Source organism: Aquibium sp. ELW1220 (assembly GCF_030398385.1).
Classification (GTDB): domain Bacteria; phylum Pseudomonadota; class Alphaproteobacteria; order Rhizobiales; family Rhizobiaceae; genus Aquibium.
Map to the genome: position 1 here is coordinate 281,806 of NZ_JAOAOQ010000001.1, position 19,012 is coordinate 300,817.

The 19,012-nt window shown below is 67.5% G+C and carries 14 protein-coding genes; 12 read left to right on the top strand and 2 right to left on the bottom strand.

Going from position 1 to position 19,012, the window contains the following annotated elements; translation table 11 throughout:
* Positions 1-23: 23 nt before the first annotated feature.
* The 12 genes from N1F91_RS01375 to N1F91_RS01430 all read left to right on the top strand — a co-directional run bounded on the left by N1F91_RS01375 (position 24) and on the right by N1F91_RS01430 (position 14,956).
* Positions 24-833, top strand: a complete 810-nt coding sequence (locus N1F91_RS01375) for a lysophospholipid acyltransferase family protein (RefSeq protein ID WP_289989560.1) — start codon at positions 24-26, stop codon at positions 831-833.
* Between the two features lie 179 nt (positions 834-1,012).
* Positions 1,013-2,950, top strand: coding sequence for a methyl-accepting chemotaxis protein (locus tag N1F91_RS01380; protein WP_289989561.1), 1,938 nt, complete (start codon positions 1,013-1,015; stop codon positions 2,948-2,950).
* A 322-nt stretch (positions 2,951-3,272) separates the two neighbouring features.
* Positions 3,273-5,204 (top strand): methyl-accepting chemotaxis protein, encoded by a 1,932-nt coding sequence (locus N1F91_RS01385; protein WP_289989562.1) that lies wholly within the window; start codon positions 3,273-3,275, stop codon positions 5,202-5,204.
* 137 nt (positions 5,205-5,341) lie between these two features.
* Entirely contained in the window at positions 5,342-6,742 is a 1,401-nt protein-coding gene (miaB, locus tag N1F91_RS01390) for a tRNA (N6-isopentenyl adenosine(37)-C2)-methylthiotransferase MiaB (RefSeq protein ID WP_289989563.1), read from the top strand.
* A 79-nt stretch (positions 6,743-6,821) separates the two neighbouring features.
* On the top strand, positions 6,822-7,811 hold the full coding sequence (locus N1F91_RS01395; RefSeq protein ID WP_289989759.1) for a PhoH family protein: 990 nt from the start codon (positions 6,822-6,824) through the stop codon (positions 7,809-7,811).
* A gap of 19 nt (positions 7,812-7,830) precedes the next feature.
* Positions 7,831-8,349 (top strand): rRNA maturation RNase YbeY, encoded by a 519-nt coding sequence (ybeY, locus tag N1F91_RS01400; protein WP_289989564.1) that lies wholly within the window; start codon positions 7,831-7,833, stop codon positions 8,347-8,349.
* Positions 8,346-9,473 carry a hemolysin family protein gene (locus N1F91_RS01405; RefSeq protein WP_289989565.1) on the top strand — a complete coding sequence of 376 codons (1,128 nt, stop codon included), beginning with the start codon at positions 8,346-8,348 and terminating at the stop codon, positions 9,471-9,473. Before ybeY ends, N1F91_RS01405 begins: the two co-directional genes overlap by 4 nt.
* Positions 9,474-9,535: 62 nt before the next feature.
* Positions 9,536-10,438, top strand: a complete 903-nt coding sequence (locus N1F91_RS01410) for an NAD(P)-dependent oxidoreductase (RefSeq protein ID WP_289989566.1) — start codon at positions 9,536-9,538, stop codon at positions 10,436-10,438.
* 201 nt (positions 10,439-10,639) lie between these two features.
* Positions 10,640-12,220: an apolipoprotein N-acyltransferase gene (gene lnt, locus N1F91_RS01415; protein WP_289989568.1), complete on the top strand. Its 1,581-nt coding sequence runs from the start codon at positions 10,640-10,642 to the stop codon at positions 12,218-12,220.
* Positions 12,221-12,346: 126 nt separating this feature from the next.
* Complete coding sequence (locus N1F91_RS01420; RefSeq protein ID WP_289989570.1) at positions 12,347-12,760, top strand: helix-turn-helix domain-containing protein; 414 nt, start codon at positions 12,347-12,349, stop codon at positions 12,758-12,760.
* Between the two features lie 170 nt (positions 12,761-12,930).
* Positions 12,931-14,232, top strand: a complete 1,302-nt coding sequence (metK, locus tag N1F91_RS01425) for a methionine adenosyltransferase (RefSeq protein ID WP_289989571.1) — start codon at positions 12,931-12,933, stop codon at positions 14,230-14,232.
* A 22-nt stretch (positions 14,233-14,254) separates the two neighbouring features.
* The gene (locus N1F91_RS01430) at positions 14,255-14,956 is read left to right on the top strand and encodes a tRNA (guanosine(46)-N(7))-methyltransferase TrmB (RefSeq protein WP_289989760.1); all 702 of its coding nucleotides are present in this window, start codon (positions 14,255-14,257) and stop codon (positions 14,954-14,956) included.
* Between the two features lie 39 nt (positions 14,957-14,995).
* On the opposite strand, the gene N1F91_RS01435 is transcribed toward N1F91_RS01430, so the two are convergent.
* Together N1F91_RS01435 and lysA are read right to left on the bottom strand one after the other, a co-directional pair.
* Positions 14,996-17,563, bottom strand: a complete 2,568-nt coding sequence (locus N1F91_RS01435; protein WP_289989573.1) for a TIGR02302 family protein — start codon at positions 17,561-17,563, stop codon at positions 14,996-14,998.
* A gap of 173 nt (positions 17,564-17,736) precedes the next feature.
* Positions 17,737-19,005 carry a diaminopimelate decarboxylase gene (gene lysA / locus N1F91_RS01440; protein ID WP_289989576.1) on the bottom strand — a complete coding sequence of 423 codons (1,269 nt, stop codon included), beginning with the start codon at positions 19,003-19,005 and terminating at the stop codon, positions 17,737-17,739.
* Positions 19,006-19,012 lie beyond the last annotated feature (7 nt).

The following is a 19,012-nucleotide window of genomic DNA, read 5'->3' on the forward strand; positions in this document are numbered from 1 at the left end:
CCGCCGGGGGAATGGACGAGGGCATGATCGGCCGGTTGCGGATCGCGGTGATGCTGGCGCTCGTGGTCGCGGTGACGCCGGTTGCGATCCTGCTGCAGATGGCCGTCCTGCGCACCCGCCTGATGCATCCCGGCACGCTGCCCAGGCTCTGGCACCGCTTCGCGCTGCGGCTGCTTGGCATCCGCGTCCATGTCGAGGGCGTTCCGGCCGCCGGCCGGCCGCTGCTCATCGTCGCCAACCACGTCTCCTGGAGCGACATCTGCGTTCTCGGCTCGCTCGGCCCCTTTTCCTTCGTCGCGAAGGCGGACATGGCGACATGGCCGGTGTTCGGCATGCTCGCCCGGCTGCAGCGCTCGGTCTTCGTTGAGCGCGAGCGCACGCGCGCCTCCCACCTCCAGGCGCGGGAACTGGGCGACCGGCTGGGCGCGGGCGAGGCGCTCGTGCTTTTCGCCGAGGGCACCACCTATGACGGCAACGCCGTCGGGCCGTTCAAGAGCACGCTCTTCGGTGCCGCGCAGGCGGCGCTGGCCGGCCAGGCCGGACTGGAAACCGTCCACGTCCAGCCGGTGTCGATCGCCTACACGCGGCTGCACGGCATGCCGATGGGCCGCTTTCACCGCACCCATGCGGCCTGGATCGGCGACATGGACCTGGTGCCGCATATCGGCGGGCTGCTGCGCGAGGGCGGAATGGACGTGGAGGTGCGCTTCGGTGACCCCATTCCCTTCACGCGCGGCAGCAATCGCAAGGAAATCGCCCGCCTGACCGAAGCGGAGGTCCGCCGCAACATGGCTCAGTCCCTGCGCCAGCCCCGTCCGGCTTCCGCTACGTAACGCAAGGGCGTGAATCCGGAACGCTGACGCGCAGCGCTGGGTTAACACGTTTTTCACTTCCCCGCGATAGCTGTTGAAGAGCCAACTATTTTGGGTCTCCACGATTCCCGTCAGGGTTTGAATGCGTGGACAACCTTCGGTTTCTACGGGGGGCGGCGGGCGCCGCCAAGGGGTACGACATGAACTTGAAGAGCCTATCCATATCGGCAAAGCTCGCGCTCGCCTTTGCGACGGTGGTGCTGATCATCGTCGGCATGAGCAGCGCCGCGCTGTGGAACCTGGCGCGGATCGACGGCGCCAATGAAGAGGCGGAGGCAACCAAGGGCCGCGCCGCGATCGCGATGAATGCCCGCCTGAGCCTTGCCCGCGTCGAAAATTCCTGGCGCGGCTTCCTCCTCTCGAACGACAACTACTACATCGGCCGTGTCGACAAGCACGAAGGTGCCCTGCGCGACCGCATGAACGAGCTGAAGCAGATCGAAGCCGGCAACCCGGGCAAGGTCGCGGAGATCGATGCGGTGCTTGCCGGTATCACACGCTACCGCGCCGAGGTCATCGAGGCCGGCAAGCCGCTCGCGGCCGATCCGATGCGGCGTGCCGAGGCGATCCGGATGGTCGGACCCGACGGCCTGGCCGATGGGCTCATCACGCCGATCGAGGATGGTATCGACGCCCTCATCGCCGAGGAGACCGAGGCCAATTCGCAGGCTTCCGCCATCCTGAGCAGCGATGTGGGATCCGCCCAGACGGCGCTCTGGGCCGGCCTCGCCATCGCGGTCGTCATGGCGGCCGGCCTCGGCTTCCTGCTGGCCCGCATGATCGCCAGCCCGATCCGCTCCCTGACGGGAACGATGGGCAAGCTGGCGTCCGGCGACAACTCCGTCGACATCCCGGCGGTAGACCGCCGCGACGAGATCGGCCAGATGGCGCAGGCCGTCCAGGTGTTCAAGAACGCCGCGATCGAGAAGATCCGCGTCGAGGCGCAGGCGCTGGACCTGCGCTCTTCGAGCGAGGCCGATCGCGCCCGGGTCGAAGCCGAGAAGCAGCGTATGGCCGAAGAGGACCACATCGCGGTCACCGCACTCGCCACCGGCCTCGCAAGCCTTGCAAAGGGTGACCTGACGCACCGCATCGAGGTGCAGTTCGCACCGAAGACGCAGCAGCTGAAGGACGATTTCAACGCCGCTATCGCGCAGCTGCAGGACACGATGACTGGCATCTCCTCGGCCATCGCCGCCATGAAGACCGGCACCGGCGAGATCAGCCAGGCGGCCGACGATCTGTCGCGCCGCACCGAGCAGCAGGCTGCCTCCCTCGAGGAGACCGCCGCAGCACTGGACGAGATCACCTCCACGGTGCGCCAGACGGCCGACGGCGCCCGCAAGGCCGCCGACGTGTCGAAACAGGCACGGAGCGGAGCGGAAAAGTCGTCCGAGGTCGTGCGCCAGGCCGTTCGCGCCATGTCGCAGATCGAGAAGTCGTCCGACGAGATCGGCCAGATCATCGGCGTGATCGACGAGATCGCCTTCCAGACCAACCTGCTGGCGCTGAATGCCGGCGTCGAGGCGGCCCGCGCCGGCGAGGCGGGACGCGGCTTCGCGGTCGTGGCCCAGGAAGTGCGTGCGCTGGCGCAGCGCTCGGCCGAAGCCGCCAAGGAGATCAAGTCGCTGATCTCGACCTCCACCGTGCAGGTCAACGAGGGCGTCGGCCTTGTCGGCCAGACCGGCGAGGTTCTGGAGCTGATCGCCAGCCAGGTGACCGAGATGTCGGGCCTCGTGCAGAAGATCTCGGAATCGGCACAGGAACAGTCGACGGGTCTGGCCGAGGTCAACACCGCGGTTGGCCAGATGGACCAGGTGACGCAGCAGAACGCGGCGATGGTCGAGGAATCGACCGCCGCCAGCCACTCGCTGGCCCGCGAGGCCGAGCAGCTGGCCGGGCTGATCGCCCGCTTCAACCTCGGCGCGTCGCGAGGATCCTCCGGCCGGCCGGCCCATGCCGCACCCGCGCATCGCCCGTCGCCGGCACCGGTGGCGCAGATGCGCACGGTCGGTGGCCGCGGCCAGTCCGCGGCTCGCGCGCCGGCAGCCGATGCCGACGGCTGGGAAGAGTTCTGAGCGCCGGAGCCTGAAGACACCCGGGAGGCCGCGCCTGCGAGGGCGCGGCCTTTCCTTTGCGTGGTTCCGACTGCACCGATCGAGAGAGACGGCCGTCCGTCAGGCAACGTGATGTCTCGGGTTTGCCATCGCCAGTGTTCGGCGCCGTTGCCGCAAGGAAGCACCTTAACTTTGGTTTAATTCCTCAAGATTATACAATAGAGCAATTTCCGGCAATCAAGTCCGTCCGTTTCGATCCACCGGTTTCGCAGCATCGGCCTCGGCGAGGCAGTGAGGCGTCGACGGTCGAGGAGCCGGGTGGGAGCTCTGCGAAGGCCAACCGATGAAGAAACTCAGCATCTCCGCCCGCCTTTACGCCCTCGTCGGGCTTGGCTTCCTGCTTTCTGTCGCGCTCACGGCGGCGATGCTCTTCAAGACACAGGACCAGGTGGCGACCGAACGCCGCGCGATGCTGTCGGCCATGAACGAGAACGCCGTCAGCGTGTTCGAGGCCTACCACAAGCTCGAGCAGAGCGGCGAACTCACGCAGAAGGAAGCCCAGTCGCGGGCGATGAGAGCCGTCGGCGCGATGCGCTATCAGGGCAACGGCTACTTCTTCATCCAGAACATGGACCTGATCATGCTCATGCATCCGATCGCTCCATCGCTGATCGGAACCGACCAGTCCGGACTGAAGGATCGACAGGGCCGCCTGATTTCCGTCGAGATGCTGAAGAAGGTGAAGGCCGACGGTGAAGGCTTCACCGATTACGAGTGGCCGAAGCCCGGTTCGGAGGAGCCGGTCGAGAAGTTCGCCCACGTGAAGGCCTTCGCTCCCTGGGGCTGGTTCGTCGGAACCGGTGTCTATGTCGACGATCTGGACGCGCTGTTCATGCGCAACATGATCGAATACGGCATCATGCTGCTGATCGGCTTCTGCATTCTGGTGCCGCTCAGCTACCTGATCGCCCGCAGCATCGCGCGACCGGTCGGCGAACTGACCGGGACGATGGGCAGGCTCGCGGCAGGCGACAACTCGGTCGAGATCCCGTCCACCCATCGCCGCGACGAGATCGGCCAGATGGCGCAGGCCGTGCAGGTGTTCAAGGACGCGGCACTCGAGAAGATCCGCCTGGAGTCCCAGGCGATCGACATGCGCGACAGCGCCGAGGCGGACCGATCCCGCACCGAGGCCGAAAAGGCCCGCGAGGCCGAGGAGGACCATGTCGCCGTCGGCGCGCTGGCCGCCGGCCTGGCCAGCCTCGCCCAGGGGGACCTGACGCACCGGATCGAGGCGCAGTTCGCGCCGAAGACGCAGCAGCTTAAGGACGATTTCAACGCCGCCATGGCACAGCTGCAGGACACGATGTCGGGCATCGCCGGCGCGATCGTGGCGATGAAGACCGGCACCGGCGAGATCAGCCAGGCGGCCGACGACCTCGCGCGCCGCACCGAACAGCAGGCGGCCTCGCTGGAGGAGACCGCTGCGGCGCTCGACGAGATCACCACCACGGTGCGGACCACAGCCGCAGGCGCACGCAAGGCCGCAGAGGTGTCGCGCGATGCCAAGGGCGGCGCAGACCGATCGTCCGAGGTCGTGCGCCAGGCGGTGAAGGCCATGTCGCAGATCGAGAAATCGTCCGACGAGATCGGCCAGATCATCGGCGTGATCGACGAGATCGCCTTCCAGACCAACCTGCTGGCCTTGAACGCGGGCGTCGAGGCGGCGCGCGCCGGCGAGGCGGGACGCGGCTTCGCGGTCGTCGCCCAGGAAGTGCGTGCGCTGGCCCAGCGCTCGGCCGAAGCCGCCAAGGAGATCAAGGCGCTGATCTCCACCTCGACGGCGCAGGTCAACGAAGGCGTCAGCTTGGTCGGCCAGACCGGCGAGGTGCTCGAACTGATCGCCGGGCAGGTCGCCGAGATGTCGGGCCTGGTGCAGAGGATCGCGGAATCGGCGCAGGAACAGTCGACGGGTCTGGCCGAGGTCAACACCGCCGTCGGCCAGATGGATCAGGTGACGCAGCAGAACGCGGCGATGGTCGAGGAATCGACTGCCGCCAGCCACTCGCTGGCCCGCGAGGCCGAGCAACTGGCGGTTCTCGTCTCCCGCTTCCGCACCGGCGAAGCCCGCGGCACCGCCTCACCGTCCTATCGCAACGGCGCGCCGGCGCGTCGCGCCGCAGCGCCGGTGACCCAGCTGCGCACCGCCGGAGGCCGCGGCCAGTCCGCCGCCACGGCGCCGTCGACCGACGCGGGCGGCTGGGAAGAGTTCTAGACCCGCGGCGAAAGGTTCCGAAGCCCTGCCTTCAGCCGCGCCCTCCGGGGCGCGGTCCTGTCTCGAAGGGTTGGTTCTTGCAGGCTGAGGCCGGCTTGCCCTTGTCAGGCCTTGGCCAAAACCGCTAAGAGCCGGACATGACCGAGACCGCACTGCTGGGCGGCGAGACCGCCATCATGCCGCAGGATGGCCAGGCGCAGACGAAGAAGGTCTTCGTCAAGACCTATGGCTGCCAGATGAACGTCTACGATTCCCAGCGCATGGCCGATGCGCTGGCGGCCGACGGCTATGCGCCGACCGCCGAGATCGGCGATGCCGATCTGGTCCTGCTCAACACCTGCCACATCCGCGAGCGGGCGGCCGAGAAGGTCTATTCCGAACTCGGGCGTATCCGCGACATCAAGGCCGAGCGTGCGAGCCGGGGCCGCGAGACGGTGATCGGCGTCGCCGGCTGCGTCGCGCAGGCCGAGGGCGAGGAGATCATGCGCCGCGCGCCGGCGGTCGACATCGTCATCGGGCCGCAGACCTATCATCGCCTGCCCGACGCGGTGCGAAAGGCGCGCGCGGGAGGCCGCGTGATCGAGACCGACTACGCGCTGGAGGACAAGTTCGAGCACCTGCCGCAGCCCAAGCCGGGCGCGGTGAGGAGCCGCGGCGTCACCGCCTTCCTGACGGTGCAGGAAGGCTGCGACAAGTTCTGCACCTTCTGCGTGGTGCCCTATACGCGGGGCTCGGAAGTCTCGCGCCCGGTGGCGCAGATCGTCGCCGAGGCCGAAAGGCTGGCGGCCTCCGGCGTCCGCGAGATCACCCTGCTCGGCCAGAACGTCAACGCCTGGCACGCCGACGGGCCCGGCGGACGGCCGTGGGGTCTGGGCGAACTGCTCTACCGCCTGGCCGAGATTCCGGGCATCGGGCGGCTGCGCTACACGACCAGCCATCCGCGCGACATGAACGACGCGCTGATTGCGGCGCATCGCGACCTGTCCGTGCTGATGCCCTACCTTCATCTGCCGGTACAGTCGGGCTCGGACGCGATCCTCAAGGCGATGAACCGCCGCCACACCGCCGACGACTACCGAAGGCTGATCGACCGCATCCGCGGTGCAAGGCCCGACATCGCTCTCTCGGGCGACTTCATCGTCGGTTTTCCCGGCGAGACCGAGGCCGATTTCGAGGAAACGCTGCGGATCGTGCGCGACGTCACATTCGTGCAGGCTTACTCGTTCAAATATTCACCACGTCCCGGAACACCGGGTGCGGAGATGGCGTTTCACGTCGAGGAAAGCATCAAGGACGAAAGGCTGCAGCGCTTGCAGGCACTTCTGGTACGGCAGCAGCGCGAATTCGCCGAGAGCCTCGTCGGGCAGCGGACGGACGTGTTGCTCGAGAAGCCGGGCCGCGGGCCAGGCCAGTGGGTTGGCCGCTCGCCCTGGCTGATGCCGGTGATTCTAGATGAAAAGCCCGGGGAAATCGGCGACATTGTCGAGGTTCGAATCACGCGGACGGGAACCAACAGCCTCCATGCCGAAGCGCTATGACGCCGGCGGCGGGCAGGATCAGGAGACGAGGTTGAACGCGGCGACAGATGTGAAACTCAGCCCCTCCGGGGCGTCCGACATGGCCCACATCGTCCTGACCTTCGACAACAACAAGCATGCCAGCGCCGTCTACGGCCAGTTCGACGAAAATCTGGCCCGCGTGGAACAGCAACTCGGCGTCGACATCCGCTCCAAGGGCAACCAGCTCTCCATCAAGGGCACGCCGCAGGCGGCCGAGCAGACCCGCCGCGCGCTCGACTATCTCTACGATCTCGCCCGCAAGGGCGCGGTGCTCTCGGGCTCCGAGGTCGACGGTGCCGTACGGATGGCGGTCGCGGCCGACGACCAGCTGACGCTCCCCACGCTCGAAAAGAAAGGCCGCATGGCCGCCGCCCAGATATCGACCCGCAAGCGCACGATCTTTGCCCGCACGCCCAACCAGGACGCCTACATGCGCGCGCTGGACCGGGCGGAACTCGTCTTCGGCATCGGCCCGGCAGGTACCGGCAAGACTTATCTTGCCGTGGCGCACGCGGCCATGCTGCTGGAGCGCGGCCTTGTCGAGCGCATCATCCTGTCGCGCCCGGCGGTGGAGGCGGGCGAGCGGCTGGGCTTCCTGCCCGGCGACATGAAGGAGAAGGTCGATCCCTACCTGCGGCCGCTCTACGACGCGCTGTACGACATGATCCCCTCCGACAAGGTGGAGCGGGCGCTGGCCGCCGGCGTCATCGAAGTCGCGCCGCTGGCCTTCATGCGCGGCCGCACGCTCGCCCACTCCGCCGTGATCCTCGACGAGGCGCAGAACACCACGGCCATGCAGATGAAGATGTTCCTGACCCGGCTCGGCGAGAACGCGCGCATGATCGTCACCGGCGATCCCACGCAGATCGACCTGCCGCACAACGTCAAGTCCGGCCTCGTCGAGGCGCTGCACGTGCTGGAAGGCGTGCCGGGCATCGTCACCGTCCGCTTCGAGGACAAGGACGTCGTGCGCCATCCGCTCGTCGCAGAGATCGTGCGCGCCTACGACCGCTTCGGCTCGGGCGGTCGCAACGAGGCGAAGGTATGAGCGCGGCGCAACCCGACCGATGAGCGAGAACCCGCTCGAAGTGGAGATCGCGCTGGCGGTCGAGGCGCCCGGCTGGCCGGACGAGGCGGAACTCGAGCGGCTGGTGCGACGGACCGTGGATGCGGTCGCCTCCGAACTCGCGCTCCGGTCCAAGGACCCGACCGAACTCGGCGTCACCTTCACCGACGACGCAGCGATCCGCGGCCTCAACGCGCAGTGGCGGGGCCAGGACAAGCCGACCAACGTGCTGTCGTTTCCGGCCTTTCCCGATGCGGGAGACGGCATTCCCCCCATGCTCGGCGACATCGTGCTGGCACGCGAGACCATAGAACGCGAGGCTGCACTGGACGGGAAGCCCTTCGATCACCATCTGACCCACTTGGTGGCGCACGGCCTCCTGCACCTTCTCGGCCATGATCACGAGACCGACGACGAGGCGGAGGAGATGGAAGGGGCGGAGAGGCGGATCCTCGCATCGCTTGCGATCCCCGACCCCTATGCGCTATCTGAAGACCCTGAAACAGCAACGAGACGATGAACGAAACCTCTACAGCCGTCCCGACACCGCCCCCGGCCGCCGACGCCGGCGGTCCGGTCGAAAAATCCGCTCCCGCCGACGAAGGCCAGAGTAGTCCCGCGCCATCGGTCGAGACCGCAAAGCCCGCGCCGCGGAGCCAGGCGCCGCGGCCATCGCTGATCAGCCGCGTCCAGGGGCTCTTCCGCTTCCGCAACGGGTCGACCCTGCGCGAGGATCTCGCCGATGCGCTGGCCGGTGGCGAGGATCACGGCGCAACCTTCTCGCCTGGCGAGCGGGCGATGCTCAACAACATCCTGCGCCTGCGCGAGGTGCGCGTGGAGGACGTGATGATCCCCCGCGCCGACATCGAGGCGATCGACATCTCCACCAAGCTCGGCGACCTTTTGACCCTGTTCGAGGAGTCGGGCCATTCGCGCATGCCGGTCTATGCCGAGTCTCTCGACGACCCGCGCGGCATGGTGCATATCCGCGACATCGTCGCCCACATCACGCGCACTGCGCGCTCGCGCAAGCGCCGCAGCGTGCGCAAGACCGCAGCCGGGGAAGTCTCCGCGCCGACGCCCGCACCCAAGCCGGCCGGGCTCGACCTTGCCAATGTCGACCTCGATCGCTCGGTGGAAGACCTGAACCTGATGCGGCCGGTGCTGTTCGTGCCGCCGTCCATGCTGGCCTCCGACCTGATGAGCCGCATGCAGGCGGGGCGGATCCAGATGGCTCTGGTGATCGACGAATATGGCGGCACAGATGGCCTGGTCTCGCTGGAAGACATCGTCGAGATGGTCGTCGGCGACATCGAGGACGAGCACGACGAGGAAGAACCCCTTATCACCAAGGTGGGCGACGGCATCTTCATCGTCGACGCCAAGGCCGAGATCGAGGAGGTCGCCAAGGTGATCGGCGGGGAGTTCAGCGCCGGCGAGCATGGCGAGTATGTCGACACCATCGGCGGCATCATCTTCAACGCGCTCGGGCGCGTGCCAGCCCGCGGCGAGGTGGTGCAGGCGATTCCCGGCTTCGAGTTCCACGTGCTCGACGCCGATCCGCGCCGCGTGAAGCGGGTGCGCATCGTCCAGGGCCGCGCGCCGGCGCGCCGCGGCCGCGCGTCCAAGGAAAAGGCGGCCTGACGCCGACGATCGGCCGCCTTTCAAGGGCAGCCGGCATTCCGAAGAAAGAGGGAGGACCGATCATGGGCCGAAACAAGCGCGTGCTGTTCACCGGCGGCGCCGGCAAGGCCGGCCGCCACGTGATCCCCTGGCTGCTCGACCGCGGCCACAGGATCGTCAATGTCGATCTGAAGCCGCTCGACCACTCGGGTGTCGACAATCTGCGCGCCGACATCACCGATTCCGGCCAGATGTTCAATGCGATGACGTCCTATGCCGGTTTCGACGAAATGGAGCCGGGGACGGGCGTACCGCGCTTCGATGCCGTGGTGCATTTCGCAGCCATCCCGCGCATCCTGATCGAGCCCGACAACGAGACTTTCCGCGTCAACACGATCGGCACCTACAACGTCATCGAGGCGGCGGTGAAACTCGGCATCCGCAAGATCATCATAGCCTCCTCGGAGACGACGTACGGTATCTGCTTTGCAGACGGTCGCGCCGATCCGGCCTCGCTGCCGCTCGACGAAGATTACGACGTCGATCCCATGGACAGCTACGGCCTGTCGAAAGTCGTCAACGAACGGACCGCGCGGGCCTTCCAGAAGCGGTCCGGCTTCGACATCTACGCGCTGCGGATCGGCAACGTCATCGAGCCGCACGAATATGCGACGCTGTTCCCGCGCTGGTTCGAGCAGCCCGAGACCCGCCGCCGCAACGCCTTCTGCTACATCGATGCGCGCGATCTCGGGCAGATCGTCGATCTCTGCCTAGAGAAGGACGGTCTCGGTTACCAGGTCTTCAATGCCGGCAACGATACCAACGGGATGAACAGGCCCACGGCGGAACTGGCGGCGCGGTACTTCCCGGGCGTGCCGGTGACACGCTCCATGGACGAGAACGAGGCGCTGTTCTCGAACCGCAAGATCCGGCAAGTTCTGGGCTTCGCCGAGCAACACGACTGGCGACGGTACGTCGCCGGCTGACCGCGTCTTCCGCCCGCCGGGCCTGCCGCTCCCTCCGCAGCCTCCCGGTGCTCCGCCAAAGGCTCCCCTGACGGCGCAGGCATGTTCGCCCCGGGGGAGGTCGGGTCCCGCCGTGGCCGCACCTTCGGTGCTCTGAAAGGCGAATCCGACTATGGCTACGGACCTGACGTGCCCGTCGTGATTCGGCCCCGAAAGGAACCCATGCAAAGCCTTGCCGCCAGAATCATTCTGCTCTGGGGATGGAGACGTTCGCTGGTCGCGTTTCTGGCCGGGGCGCTCGCCGTGCTGTCGCAGGCGCCCTACGACTTCTTTCCCGTCTGCTTCGTCTCCTTTCCCATCCTCGTCTGGCTTCTCGACGGTGCTTCGGGCGAAAGGGGCGACGGCGCCATTCGACGGTACATCACCATCTTCGGCATCGGCTGGTGGTTCGGCCTCGGCTACTTCCTGTTCGGTCTCTGGTGGATTGGAAAGGCGCTGCTCGTCGATGCAGAGGCATTCGCCTGGGCGCTTCCGCTGGCCGTCCTGGGCCTGCCGGCAGGGCTTGCCGTCTTCTATGGAATCGCCTGCGTGATTGCCCGATCATGCTGGCCCGACGGACTGGGACGAATTGTCGCACTCGCCTGCGGTTTCGGACTCGCCGAGTGGTTGCGCGCCACGCTCCTGACCGGCTTCCCCTGGAACGCCATCGGCTATGCGGCAATGCCGATCCCGCTGCTGATGCAATCGGTCCATGTCGTCGGGCTCTTCGGGATCAACGCGCTCGCCGTCTTCGTCTTCGCCGCGCCGGCCGTTCTCGGGTCCGGCCGGCATCGCCGCATAACCCTGTCGGCAGCTGTGCTCCTGGCGGCCGTGCACGCCGGGTACGGTGCGTGGGTGCTTGCAGCTCCGGTTGAATACGCGCGAAAGTTGTCGATTCGAATCGTCCAACCGTCGGTACCCCAAGGCGGCAAATGGGACCCTGCCATGCGCGACGAAATCCTCGCGCGGCTGATCGATTTGTCCGGACGTCCTACGACCAAGGGCCGAGCACCCGAACTCATCGTCTGGCCCGAGACCGCCTTGCCGTTTCTCCTGACCGACAGGCCTGACGCGCTCGCCGCGATGGGCAACATGCTGGCGGATGGCCAGCTGCTGGTCCTCGGTGCGGTTCGTTCCGAGGCGGGAACCGCAGAAGGCGAGCCCGTCCGCTATTACAACGCCACGGTTGCGATCGACGACAATGGCGAAATCGTCGACGCCATCGACAAGGTACATCTTGTACCCTTCGGCGAATACTTGCCGTTCGAGCGCCTCTTCCGCCAGGTCGGACTACGTGCGGTTGCGGAAACAGTGGGAGGATTCTCGCCCGGCGCGCATCGTCGGGCGCTTCAGGTCACCCCCGCGATCGCGGCCGAGCCGATGATCTGCTACGAAGTGATCTTTCCCGGTGAAGTTGCACTTCCCGAGGTGGACTTCATTCTCAACCTGACGAACGACGCATGGTTCGGGAACACTCCCGGACCCTACCAGCACTTCCGCCAGGCGCAGGTGCGGGCCGTGGAGGCTGGCCTGCCGCTGGTGCGCAGCGCCAACAACGGGATATCCGGTGTCGTCGACCGATCCGGCCGTGTCGTGGACGCCTATGCCCTCGACGTGACCGGCGCGCTCGACGTGGAACTTCAAATACCTGTCAAGAAAAGTCACATTTCTGTGGCACCCAAAATGATTGGAGTTTTAACAATATTGCTGCTTGCAATCATCGCGTGTGGTATGAGCGTCCTCGCGAGGTTACGTTCAACCTGAGACGACGGGCGATTTCTCGGAGGTGAGGCGCGCGGTCGTCGTCCCACACCCTCAGCATTCTGGGGCGAGGGTGAGGGGAGGAACGGAACCAACGACAAAGCGCCCGTCTCGAGTGGCGAGGAAATCATGACCGAAAACAAGAAAAAGCCGAACCCGATCGACATCCACGTCGGCAGCCGAGTCCGTCTGCGCCGCAATATGCTTGGCATGAGCCAGGAAAAACTGGGAGAGAGCCTGGGCATCACGTTCCAGCAGATCCAGAAGTACGAGAAGGGAACGAACCGGGTGGGCGCCAGCCGCCTCCAGGCGATCGCGACGATCCTGGGCGTGCCCGTATCCTTCTTCTTCGAGGATGCTCCCGACATGCCCTCCGTCGCCGGTGGCGGCTTCCGCGAGGACAACGCCACGTCCTACGTGGTGGACTTCCTGAACAGCGCAGAAGGCCTACAGCTCAATCGCGCTTTCGTCAGGATCGCCGACGCCAAGGTCCGCCGCCGCGTGGTCGACCTCGTCAAGGCGCTGGCCGACGACGAAAGCTGAGCTGGGGCCACGGATCGAGCGGTCCTCCGTTCCTCCGCCGGAAGCGGTCTTCGCCGGCCGCTGAACCGGCGGAAAATCCTGCCGCTTGACGGGCCTCCGGCCGCTTCGGTAACAAGGGCGCGCGCGAAGCGGCGATCGTGTCGTTTCGCGTTTTTCTTGAGGGGACACCCGTGGCGCGGCAGAACTACCTGTTTACCAGCGAATCCGTTTCGGAAGGCCATCCCGACAAGGTCTGCGACCGGATTTCCGACGAGATCGTCGATCTCGTCTATCGCGAGACCCGGAAGGTCTCGGCCGAAGACGCCGAGCGCTACGCCAAGGTGGCGGTTTCCGACCCGTGGAAGGTGCGCGTGGCCTGCGAGACGCTGGCCACCACCAACCGCGTGGTGATCGCGGGCGAGGTGCGGGTGCCGCACACGCTGCTGAAGAAGGACAAGGACGGCACCGTGCTGCTCGACAAGTCCGGCGCTCCCGTCGTGAACCCGGCCAAGTTCAAGTCGGTCGCCCGCAAGGCGATCCGCGCGATCGGCTACGAGCAGGACGGCTTCCACTGGAAGACGGCCAAGATCGAAGTGTTGCTGCACGGCCAGTCGCCGGACATCGGCCAGGGCGTCGACAACGCCGCCGACCGGCAGGGCGAGGAAGGGGCCGGCGACCAGGGCATCATGTTCGGCTATGCCTGCCGCGAGACCCCGGACCTGATGCCGGCGCCGATCTACTACAGCCACAAGATCCTCGAACTGCTGGCCGCCGCCCGCCACAAGGGCGAAGGCGAGGCCGGCCGGCTCGGTCCCGACGCCAAGAGCCAGGTCACGGTGAAGTATGTCGACGGCAAGGCCGCCGAGGTCACACAGATCGTGCTGTCGACCCAGCACATGGACGCGACCTGGACGTCGGCCAAGGTCCGCGAGGTGGTCGAGCCCTACATCCGCGAGGCGCTGGGCGACCTGCCGATCGCTTCCGACTGCAACTGGTACATCAACCCCACCGGCAAGTTCGTCATCGGCGGGCCGGACGGCGATGCGGGCCTGACCGGCCGCAAGATCATCGTCGACACCTATGGCGGCGCGGCCCCGCATGGCGGCGGCGCCTTCTCCGGCAAGGACACCACCAAGGTCGACCGCTCGGCCGCCTATGCGGCGCGCTACCTGGCCAAGAACGTCGTTGCCGCAAGGCTTGCCGACCGCTGCACCATCCAGCTGTCCTACGCCATCGGCGTGGCGCAGCCACTGTCGGTCTATGTCGATCTGCACGGGACCGGCAAGGTTCACGAGTCGGCCATCGAGGACGCGCTGCGCAAGGTCATGGACCTGTCGCCTTCGGGCATCCGCCGGCACCTCGACCTGAACAAGCCGATCTATGCGCGGACGTCGTCCTACGGCCATTTCGGTCGCAAGGCCGGCCGCGACGGCGCCTTCTCCTGGGAGCGCACCGACCTCGTCAAGGCAATCAAGGAGGCCGTCGCGGCCTGATCGCGGCGGCCCCGGCGGGCCCATCATGTCTGACGATCGCCCCTCGCGGGCCACGGAAGCCTTTTTCGGCCGCAGGCGCGGCAAGCCGCTGCGTCCGCGCCAGTCGGCGGCCATGGACGAGGTGCTGCCGGCCTATGCCGTCGACCTGTCGCAGCCGGCGCCCACCGACCTGCGTAGCCTGTTTTCCGCTCCGGTCGAGGAGGTCCGCCTCGAGATCGGCTTCGGTGGCGGCGAGCACCTGCTGCACGAAAGTGGCCGCTTTCCGACGACCGGCTTCATCGGCGTCGAGCCGTTCGTCGCGGGCATGGCGAAGTTCGTCATGGCGCTGGCCGAGACCGCACCTGCCAACATCCGCATCCATGACGACGACGCCACGCAACTGCTCGACTGGCTGCCCGACGCGAGCCTCGCCGGCATCGACCTGTTCTACCCCGACCCCTGGCCGAAGAAGCGGCACTGGAAGCGGCGGTTCGTGAACCGGGCCAATCTCGACCGTTTCGCCCAGGTGCTGCGCCCCGGCGGCCGCTTTCGCTTCGCCTCCGACATCGAACACTACGTGAACTGGACGCTGCTGGCTTGCCGGGCGCATCCGTCCTTCGACTGGCAGGCTGTGTCTGCCGAGGACTGGCGCACGCCCTACGAGGCCTGGCCCGGCACCCGCTACGAGGCCAAGGCGCTGCGCGAGGGCCGCACGCCTGCCTATCTCACCTTCACGAGAGCCTGACCCGCACCGCCTCGCGGCACTGCGGATGACCGCGAGGCCTCACTGGATGTCGAGCAGCCGCTCCAGATACTGACGCTCGAGTTCCGGGCTCAGCGCGTCTCCCAGCCGCTTGCGGATCGCCTCGAGGATCTCGCGTGCGCGCTGGACGTCGATTTCGTCCGGCACCTGCACCGATTCGCCGAAATCCGGACCCGTGGTCGCCTTGGGACGGCCGAGCGGGTCGCGGTCCGAGCTCTGCTGCCGGCCGCCTTCGCCCGAGCCGCCCTGGTCGCCCTGCTGTGCCTGCTGCATCTGCTGCATCATGTCCTGCGCGCCGCGGCGCAGGGCTTCGAGCGCGCGGCCCTGCTCGCCGACTGCCCGCTCCCCTTGCGCCTCGCCGAGCGCGCTGCCGGCCTCGCCCATCGCTTCGCCGGCTTCGCCGAAGCCCTCCCCGGGTTCGATGCCCATGCCGCGCAGGCCTTCCATCAGCTGGTCGAGCTGGCTCTGGAGCTGCCCCTGGCCTTCCTGCAACTGCCGCAGCGCCTCGGCGAATTCCTCCGGGCTCATGCCCTGACCCTGGCCTGGCTGCTGGCCGTGCCCGGGCTGCTGGCCCTGCTCGCCGCGCTGTTCGCCGCGGTTCTGCCCGCGCTGGCGCTGGCCGCGCTGCATCTGGTCGAGCCGATGCGTCTCGTTCATCATCTCCTGCTGGCGCCGCATCAGCTCGCCGAGCTGATCCATCTGCTGGCGCATCTCGCTCTGCTGTCCGCCCTGCTGCTGCTGCTGGCGGCCGGCCTGCAGGTTGTTCATCATGTCCTGCAGCTGCGACAGGAGCTGCTGCGCCTGGTCGCGCATGCCCGACTTCGCCATCTCCTCGATCTGGTCGAGCATGCGGTCGATGTCGCTCTGGCGCAGTTCCTGGCCGTCCATCTGCATCTCGGGCATGGCCATTTTCGGGTCGCGGGCAGCGCGCTCGGCGAACTCGCGCAGGAACTCCTGCATCGCCTCGCGCAGCTCGGCCATCAGCTGCTCGATCTCCTCGTCGGACGCACCGTTCTCGATGGCGTTCTTCAGGGCCTCCTGGGCGGCGCGCAGGCGCCTCTCGGCCGCCGAGAGATCGCCTTCCTCGATGCCAAGCGCGATCTCCCAGAGATAGTCCACGACCTCGCGCAGCTGGTCGTCGCTCTGCGCCTGGACGAGGCGGCTGCGGGCGCTGCGGATCGCCAGATAGTGGCTCATGTTGGTGAAGGTGTCTTCGGGCCGGATCGTGATGGCATCCATCAGGTCGAGCACGCGGGGCTTGCGGTTGGCGTCGAGCGCCAGCACCCGGCGCTGCTCGACGACCGCGCGGGCGAGCGGGTTCGAGAACGGCCGCTCGGGCAGCCTCAGCCGCCTCTCCTCGCTGAAGGCTTCCTGGCCGGCGGCGTCCACCGCCGCGAGCCGGAGGGCCGTCTCGACGCCCGCCCACGGATGCTCGGTCAGGTCCTGGGAGGTCTTCGCCTCGCGCGCATTGCGCCGCGGCAGCGACAGACCCATTTCGGGCGCCGCGTAGAGTGGCCGCGCGTCCGATCCCGGATCGTCGCGCCGCTCGATGATGGCCCGCGCCGAGGCGGCGCCGTAGTCGTCCTCGATCGTATAGGCGAGTTCCAGCGTGCCGTTGACGGCGCGCTTCGGCTCGTCGGCAAAGGCGATGACCGGCGGATTATCGGGGGTGACGGAGAAGGTCCAGCCGCCGAGTTCCGTCTCGCCCGACTTCAGGACCAGCGCGCCGTCGCCGCCCAGCGTGTGGGCGAACTGGCGCGTGCCCGACGGCCGCGCAGGTGCAGCGCCCGCTTGCTCTGTGGTCGCCGCCACGGTTCCTTCCGGATCGATGGCGATCGCCACGCCGTCCCGGCCGGCATATGTCAGCGTCTCGTCGCCAAGGCCGCCGGTGACGCGCAGCGACACCGCGCTGCCTTCGGGCACGGAGAAGGCGGTCTGGTTGCGGTTCGCCTCGGCGGTCATGAAGATCGGCGCCCGGCCCGTGTAGGGCGGCGGCGTCACCCATGCATCGATGCGCACCGGCGGAACGTCGCCGGCGACATGCGCGCGGAAGGCGTCGGACATCGTACCGCCATAGGGGCTCGACGAGTAGGCGAAGGCGACCACAAGCAACAGCGGCACGATGGCGCGCAGGCCCCACGGATCGCGCTCGGGAACCCGCGGGCGCGGCGTGTCGGAAGCGAGCTGGCCGAGCTTCTCGGCCATCCGCCGCTGGTGCTCGCGCCACAGCGCGCCGGAAAACGCGTCATCCGCGCCGACGAGGCGGTCGGTCTGGGTGGAGACCGGCGCATGCTGGAGCGTGTTGGCGGTCTCGATGCGACGATCGACCTGGCGGTCGGTGGGCAGCCGGAAGAACCGCAGCGGATAGAGCGCGGCCAACGCGGCGAGGCCGAAGGCGGCGAGCGCAGCATATCGGCCGGCATCGGGCAGGAGACGGAACAGGCCGAACCACGAGGCGACGAGGAACAGGCCCGCCACCAGCAGGACCGGCAGCACCAGCGGCCACAGCCGCTCCGTCACCATCGCGATGCGGGTCGCGAAACGGGTTCCCGCCAGTCGTTCCAGTCTGCCCGGTCCGGATGCCGCCATGTCTCAATCCCGATGCTGGCCCGATCCGCGCGGGTGCGCTGCGATCGCGGTATCCCACGCAGGATAGCGGAAAAGCAGGCGAAGGCGAGGCGATCAACCAAATCGTGATCATGCGGCGCAGAACGGCCGCCTGCGCTGCGGCAGGCCGGCGACACGGGCGGCCGGGCAGCAGTCTACGCCAGCCAGTCGGGGATGGAATCGAGTCCGATCAGCTCCTCGTAGGTCGGCCGGGGCCGCACGACGTGGAAGCGGTCGCCGTTGACCAGCACCTCGGGCACCAGCAGGCGGGTGTTGTAGGTGCCTGCCTGCACGGCGCCGTAGGCACCGGCAGTGCCGACCGACAGCAGGTCGCCGCGCGCCAGCCTGGGCAGTTCGCGATCATGGCCGAGATAGTCGCCGGTCTCGCAGACGGGGCCGACGATGTCGGCGGTGATGCGCGGGCTGCCTTCGGCGCCGATCACCACCGGCTTGATGGTGTGGAAGGCGTCGTAGAGCGTCGGGCGGATCAGGTCGTTCATCGCCGCGTCGACGATGACGAAGTTCTTGGCGTCGCCTTCCTTGAGGTAGACGACCGAGGTGACGAGGATGCCGGCATTGCCGACGAGCAGCCGGCCGGGCTCGAAGATCGCCTTCAGCCCGAGCTTTTCCATGTGCTTGCGCACGATGGCGGCATAGGCCTGCGGGTCGGGCGGCGGGTTGTTGTCCTCGTGGTAGGGGATGCCGAGGCCGCCGCCGAGGTCGACGTGCTCGATCGCATGCCCGTCCGCCCGCAGCGTTTCGGTCAGCTCGGCGAGCAGAAGGAAAGCGTCGTCGAAGGGCTGCAGCTCCGTGATCTGGCTGCCGATATGCATGTCGATGCCGACCGCGCGCAGGCCGGGAAGCTCCGCCGCCCGGCGGTAGACGGCGCGCGCGCGCTGCCAGGCGATGCCGAACTTGTTCTCGGCCTTGCCGGTGGAGATCTTGCGGTGCGTCTTCGCGTCGACATCGGGATTGATGCGCAGCGATACCGGCGCCGTCCGGCCTGCCGCGACCGCGCGCGCCGACAGGAGTTCGAGCTCGGGCTCCGATTCGACGTTGAAACAGTGGATGCCGGCGGCGAGCGCGAAATCCATCTCGGCCGTCGTCTTGCCGACGCCGGAAAAGACGATCCGCCCGGCTGGGATGTCGGCGGCGAGCGCGCGGCGCAGCTCGCCTTCCGACACGACGTCGGCACCGGCGCCTTCGGCAGCCAGCGTCTTCAGCACCGCCTGGTTGGAATTCGCCTTCATCGCGTAGCACACCAGCGCGTCCATGCCGGTGAAAGCCTGTGAGAAGACGCGGAAATGGCGCACCAGCGTGGCGGTGGAATAGCAGTAGAACGGGGTGCCGACCGCCTGGGCGATCTCCGGCACGGACACGTCCTCGGCGAAGAGCACGCCGTCGCGGTATTGGAAATGGTTCACGTCGGTT